General features: G+C 82.4%; 1 protein-coding gene. It reads right to left on the reverse strand.

Annotation, left to right across the window (positions count from 1 at the left end; translation table 11 throughout):
- On the reverse strand, nt 1–239 hold a 239-nt coding region (locus KVT14_RS21205; protein WP_217617372.1), incomplete at both ends, for a hypothetical protein.

Raw genomic sequence — 239 nt, forward strand, 5'->3', positions numbered from 1 at the left:
TCCGCCCGCGCGGCGGCGCCCAGCTGCAGGACGCCTGCCAGGGCCAGGGGAAGCCGCCAGCCGGGCCGGCGCACCCCCGCGCGCCCGCCGACCTGCCGCCAGCCCGCGACGGCCCCGACCAGCAGCACGGCCCCGCCGACCAGCAGGCACGGGACGAGCCCGCGCAGCGCGACGAGCTGGGCGACGGGAGACCGGTCCGCCAGGCCGAGCCGGTCGGGGGCGAGCAGCACGACGACGGC

Origin of the sequence: Cellulomonas sp. GbtcB1, from assembly GCF_019091725.1 — a bacterium.
Classification (GTDB): Bacteria; Actinomycetota; Actinomycetes; order Actinomycetales; family Cellulomonadaceae; genus Cellulomonas.